The sequence below is a fragment of the Thermogutta sp. genome (assembly GCF_014359955.1).
Taxonomy (GTDB): Bacteria; Planctomycetota; Planctomycetia; order Pirellulales; family Thermoguttaceae; genus Thermogutta.
Genome location: NZ_JACIYL010001088.1, coordinates 1 through 1,109, shown reverse-complemented (window position 1 = coordinate 1,109; position 1,109 = coordinate 1). Strand labels below are relative to the sequence as shown.

The following is a 1,109-nucleotide window of genomic DNA, read 5'->3' as shown; positions in this document are numbered from 1 at the left end:
CGAAGTTCCTCGAGACGACACTGGCAATGCCGACCCTTGTGTTGTGGGGGAACCAGCTTGAAAAGAACTGGGCGGAAACAATTATGGCGCGGGCGGGAGAGGCGTGTCGGCTGGCTCCCCCGACGGACCTTCGGCAAATGGCAGCGATTCTCCGTCGGGCGTCGCTCATGATCTCCGCCGATACAGGGCCACTCCACCTCGCAGCGGCGCTCGGTGTCCCCTGTGTTGGGCTTTTCGGGCCGACGGACCCCGCACGCGTCGGTCCCTATGGGCCTGGTCACGTTGTGGTTCGGGCGGTGGAATACAGAGGTCGTCACCCGAGACGAGCACCGGAAAGCCTGATGCAGGCGATCACGCCGGAGATGGTGTGTGACGCCTGCACGAAATTGCTCCGCGAGCGAAAAGCCGCGTGATCGACGCCTCTGACGGCCTCGCTCTTCTTCATCCACGCTCTCACCGCAGCGAAATCGAGGCGATGCCTGTCACGTTTTTTGATCTGCATTGCAAACTTGAAGGCTGCGTCAAAAAATTGGCTGCCTCGGTTTGAAATGGCCAGTTGTGGACGTGTTGGGAGAGCACCCCTCCGCGGAATGCAGGGGCTCATCGAGTGCCCTCGCACCAGTAAGAGCACCCGGTTTCATTGGTGCATATCCACACGTACCGCGTCCGGCCGCCGATCTGACGTGTGCCGATCCGCATGGGGCTCCCGCAGCGTCGGCAGAAGACGGGTGGGCCCGGCGTTTCCCCTTTCTCCACAGCACTCTGACAACTGGTGCACATTTCTGCGTCGGGAAACACGGCCAGTCGCGCTGGTGGGATGACACTGCCACACGCCAAACAGCGCTTTTGTTCCGACCAGTCGCCGACGTCATGCTGAACCGTAACCTGCAGCGGCACCGTGCCGCATTGGCGACAGGGGGTTTGTGGCAGAAGGTTGGGGACCAATTCATCCAGCAGCGCTTCGTCGGTCTGGACACCGGCGCGGAGCTTCTTGTGAGCCTGGAGCCTCCGCTCTGCCTCATGGCGAGACAGAATTTCGGTGTGTCCACAGTGCCGACAGTGCAGCCGATAGAAGAAAATGGCCATTGCGTCCGGTTATTAATGCACGG

Annotated in this window: 2 protein-coding genes; one reads left to right on the top strand and one right to left on the bottom strand. The window is 61.1% G+C overall.

Annotated features, from left to right (window positions below):
• The coding region (locus tag H5U08_RS19565) for a glycosyltransferase family 9 protein (RefSeq protein ID WP_297037088.1) at positions 1–413 on the top strand (413 nt) is incomplete at its 5' end.
• A gap of 187 nt (positions 414–600) precedes the next feature.
• Here H5U08_RS19565 and H5U08_RS19560 read toward each other — a convergent pair.
• A complete protein-coding gene (locus H5U08_RS19560; RefSeq protein ID WP_297037085.1) occupies positions 601–1,086 on the bottom strand; it encodes a TraR/DksA C4-type zinc finger protein in 486 nt (161 codons plus the stop codon).
• Positions 1,087–1,109 lie beyond the last annotated feature (23 nt).